The sequence below is a fragment of the Pseudomonas sp. GM80 genome (assembly GCF_000282515.1).
Classification (GTDB): Bacteria; Pseudomonadota; Gammaproteobacteria; order Pseudomonadales; family Pseudomonadaceae; genus Aquipseudomonas.
Window position 1 is genome coordinate 1 of record NZ_AKJD01000218.1, and the last position, 4,249, is coordinate 4,249.

The window sequence follows — 4,249 nt, forward strand, 5'->3', positions numbered from 1 at the left end:
CTGCGATCTTTTGATCTTGCCCTTAAAAAGATCAAAAGATCGCAGCCTTCGGCAGCTCCTACAGGGGAATGTATTCCAAATGTGGGAGCTGGCTTGCCAGCGATGGGGCCTCTAGGGGCGACACATATCTGATGGTTACAGCAAATTCCCGCCCACCACCGGTTCAATCTGCGCCCAATGCGATGCGTCTTCTCGGTGCTGCTGCAAATACGGCAACACTGCAGCCAGCAGCGGCTCCTTGAATGCCTCCTGAAACCGATGCGCCAACCCCGGAATCAGCTTCAATTGACTGCCGCGAATATGCGCCGCCAGATGCACACCATGCATCACCGGCAACAACGGGTCCGCCGTGCCGTGCACCACCAGCGTCGGTACGCGCAACTGGTTAAGCAATGCAACGCGGCTCGGTTCGGCGAGGATCGCCATGATCTGCCGCTTCACACCCTCGGGGTTGAACGCACGGTCATACGAGGCCGCTGCCTGCTGCAACAAAGCCTGCCGATCATCGGTCACCGCCGGGCTGCCCAGCGCCGCCAACAAATCAGCCTGTTGCTCCAGCGCCACCTGACGATTCGGAGCGCCGCGCCGCGACAGCAACTGCACCAGCGCCGCACTCGGTGCTGGCAAACCTTCAGCGCCTGAGGTGGTCATGATCAGCGTCAGGCTCTCGACCCGCTGAGGCGCCATGGCCGCCATGTGCTGCGCGATCATCCCGCCCATGCTCGCGCCCAAGACGTGGAATTGCTCAACATGCAGCGCGTCCATCAGCCCCAGCGCATCATCGGCCATGTCCGTCAGGCTGTACGGCGCCGACACCGGCAGCCCGAGTTTGTAGCGCAGCACTTCGAAGGTCAGATTGGCCTCCTCCGGCGCCTGGCGCCAGGTCGACAATCCGACATCGCGGTTGTCATAGCGGATCACCCGAAAGCCCTGCTGACACAGCGCGACCACCACCTCGTCCGGCCAGTGAATCAACTGCCCGCCCAGGCCCATCACCAGCAGCAACGCCGGATCCGACGCGCGACCAATGCTTTGATAAGCAATGCTGACCTGTTGCAAATCGACGTGCTCGGTCGGCACGTTGACATCGCAACGCGCGGCCGCCATCGACGGCGCACCGAACAAAAGCGCGGCCAACATGGCCGCGACTGATAAAAACAGCTTGTGCATGAAAAACACCGAAACGCAGAACCCCAGTAGAGCGCGAGTCTGATGAAGTTTGTTCAAGCGCGCTGCCACAGTTGCGTGACAGTTTGATGAAGAGTGCCGAGCGGTCATTGCGCCGCTCGCTCAGTCGCGGTCGACAGTCTCGCCAACATGAGACAAACTCACCACCATCGCTGAATCAGCAAATTTTGTTCATGGAGCCATCGGTGCTTGAGATCCGCCACTTGAAAACCCTTCATGCCCTGCGCGAAGCCGACAGCCTCGTCGATGCGGCTGATCGCCTGCACCTGACGCAGTCGGCGCTGTCCCACCAGTTCAAGGAACTGGAAGAGCGCATGGGCATGCAACTGTTCGTGCGCAAGACCAAACCGGTGCGTTTCACCAGCGCCGGTCTGCGCCTGCTGCAACTGGCCGATGCGACTCTGCCGCTGCTGCGCGCCGCCGAGCGTGACATCAGTCGTCTGGCCGGTGGCACCGCCGGGCGTTTGCACATGGCGATCGAATGCCACAGCTGCTTTCAGTGGCTGATGCCGACCATCGACCAGTTCCGCGATGCCTGGCCGGAAGTTGAACTCGACCTCGCATCGGGTTTCTCCTTTGCGCCACTGCCGGCGCTGGCGCGCGGTGATCTGGATCTGGTGGTGACGTCCGACCCGCTGGAAATTGCCGGCATCACCTATGTGCCGCTGTTTACCTATGAGGCAATGCTAGCGGTGGCCAATCAGCACGCGTTGGCGAGCAAGCCGTACATCGTGCCGGAGGATTTGCTCACGGAAACGCTGATCACCTATCCGGTGGAACGCGATCGTCTGGACATCTTCACGCGCTTCCTCGAACCGGCGGATATCGAACCGGCGCAGGTGCGTACCTCGGAGCTGACGGTAATGATGATGCAACTGGTCGCCAGTGGCCGTGGCGTGTGCGGCATGCCGCATTGGGCGCTGCACGAATACAGCTCGCGCGGCTACGTGAAGGCCAAGCGGCTGGGTGAGAAAGGGCTGTTTGCCACGCTGTATGCAGCGATCCGTGCGGACATGCTGGATGCGCCGTACATGCGCGACTTTTTGCTGACGGCGAAGGACACTTCGTTTTCTACCTTGGATGGGGTTAGCGCAGTTCGCTGATCACACCAGAGAGAAACACTGTGGCGAGGGGATTTATCCCCGATGGGTTGCGCTGCAGCCCCAAAATCTATGCATGCGGTCTTTCAGGTAAACCGTGGTGAATGGTTTTGGGGCTGCTTCGCAACCCAACGGGGATAAATCCCCTCGCCACAAGAGATCCATTTGCTACAAAGAGGTGTTCACTGGCGAATGAGTTCACGCCACATATGGACCTTGTCGAAGTAATCTTCGCCAACCCGCACCGCCAATGGCTCAAGGCCGAACTGGATAAAACCGCAACGCTCATAAAGTTTGAACGCAGCATCATTCCCGGCAGTAACGGTCAACTGAACGACCTTCAGCGCCGGATGGTTCTGCGCTTCGGCCAGTGCCGCCTGCACCAGTTCAAACCCCAAACCGCGCTGGCGAAAATCCGCCGACACATACATCCCGAACAATGTGGCTTTGTGCCGAGCCTTTTCCCGAGGCTCGAACGCCAGCCCGACAATCCCGGCCAGCGTGCCGCCCTCGAATGCACCCAACACCACATCGAGCTTGCTGGTCAGCCGCGCCTCCCACCAGCTTAACGGCATCACCGCCCGCTCGCGCACGCTGGAGGTGAACGCCTGCGGATGGCGATCATAGGCCTCAAGCATCAACGCCCGATAAGCCAAGGCATGACTGGTGTCCAGCCGTTCGATCCACATGACTTAAGCTGTCCTGCGTTGCTCGATCATCAGCCGTACCGCGAGCCCGGCCAAGACAAACCCCATGAAATAGCGCTGCATCGCCAACCACGTCGGGTTGCGCACGAACCACGACGCAATCCCCGCCGCGAACAACGCGATCAACAGATTGACGGTGAAACTGACGCTGATCTGCGTCAGCCCCAGAATGATGCTTTGAGTAAACACCGAACCGTGCTCAGGTGTGATGAATTGCGGAAACACCGAGAGATAAAACACCGCAATCTTCGGGTTCAGCGCGCTGGTGAGAAAGCCCATGGTGATCAGTTTGCGTGACGAATCCGGCGGCAATTGCTGCGCTTCGAACGGCGAACGCGCACCGGGTTTCACCGCTTGCCAGGCCAGCCACAACAAATACAGCGCCCCGGCCCACTTCAACACTTCGTAGGCCATCGGCACGGCGAGGAACACCGCCGTCAAACCCGCTGCTGCGGCAAACATATGCACAAAGAACCCCGCGACCACACCCAGCAACGAGGTCACCCCGGCCTTGCGCCCCTGGCAGATCGAACGCGAGATCAGATAAATCATGTTCGGCCCGGGCGTCAGCACCATCAGCAACGCGGCGACGGCGAATATCAGCAAGTCTTGAAGCGGGATCATGGCAACGTCCTTTGTATGGATGATCAAGCGATGGCGGTCAGCGAGGCTCGATAAAACGGCAGGATCTTATCCCGTGTCAATGGCGCCAAAACGACATCGCCGTCGGTGGTCGGGTCGATCCAGATCACCTCTTCGATCTCCGCTGCCGGGGAAACGACGACGTTGATCGTCAGAAGAAAGAGGTCTGCCTGTACGACAAATCCCGGCTCGTTGGCGGCCGGCGCAGAAAACTGGCCGAGGAAGATCGCCTGCGCCGGATCGATCCGCAGGTCCAGCTCTTCTTCCAGCTCACGAACCAAGGCGTGCACCGGCAGCTCATGCGCTTCGATCTTGCCGCCCGGTTGCATGAATGCAGTGGTGCCGCGTTTTCGCACCAGCAGGGTGCGACCGTCCGACCCGATCAACAGGGCGGCGGCGATGCGGATAATGGAAGGAGTAGCACCGGAAAGCGTCGACATAAAAACGGCCCTTGTTTCGAAAAATGCAAAGGATCCCACGCCAACCCGCCATACGCCACACAACCCTGTAGGAGCTGCCGAAGGCTGCGATCTTTTGATCTTGATCCTGAAAAAAACAAGATCAAAAGATCGCAGCCTTCGGCAGCTCCTACAGGGTTTGGGTCAGTTCGGG

Annotated in this window: 5 protein-coding genes; 1 reads left to right on the plus strand and 4 read right to left on the minus strand. The window is 59.6% G+C overall.

The features are described 5' to 3' along the window. Window positions 1-135 precede the first annotated feature (135 nt). Window positions 136-1,170, minus strand: coding sequence for an alpha/beta fold hydrolase (locus PMI37_RS27015; RefSeq protein ID WP_045123307.1), 1,035 nt, complete (start codon window positions 1,168-1,170; stop codon window positions 136-138). Between the two features lie 203 nt (window positions 1,171-1,373). Here PMI37_RS27015 and metR point away from each other — a divergent pair, with 203 nt between their 5' ends. Then, window positions 1,374-2,291, plus strand: coding sequence for a transcriptional regulator MetR (gene metR, locus PMI37_RS27020; RefSeq protein ID WP_008087231.1), 918 nt, complete (start codon window positions 1,374-1,376; stop codon window positions 2,289-2,291). 179 nt (window positions 2,292-2,470) lie between these two features. Here metR and PMI37_RS27025 read toward each other — a convergent pair whose 3' ends face one another. From PMI37_RS27025 to PMI37_RS27035, 3 genes are read right to left on the minus strand one after another with little or no spacing between them, the layout of a single operon-like run. Next, the gene (locus PMI37_RS27025; protein WP_008087233.1) at window positions 2,471-2,977 is read right to left on the minus strand and encodes a GNAT family N-acetyltransferase; all 507 of its coding nucleotides are present in this window, start codon (window positions 2,975-2,977) and stop codon (window positions 2,471-2,473) included. A 3-nt stretch (window positions 2,978-2,980) separates the two neighbouring features. Next, complete coding sequence (locus PMI37_RS27030; RefSeq protein WP_008087236.1) at window positions 2,981-3,619, minus strand: LysE family translocator; 639 nt, start codon at window positions 3,617-3,619, stop codon at window positions 2,981-2,983. Window positions 3,620-3,642: 23 nt separating this feature from the next. Continuing rightward, a complete protein-coding gene (locus tag PMI37_RS27035) occupies window positions 3,643-4,077 on the minus strand; it encodes an NUDIX hydrolase (protein WP_008087237.1) in 435 nt (144 codons plus the stop codon). Window positions 4,078-4,249: the final 172 nt, after the last annotated feature.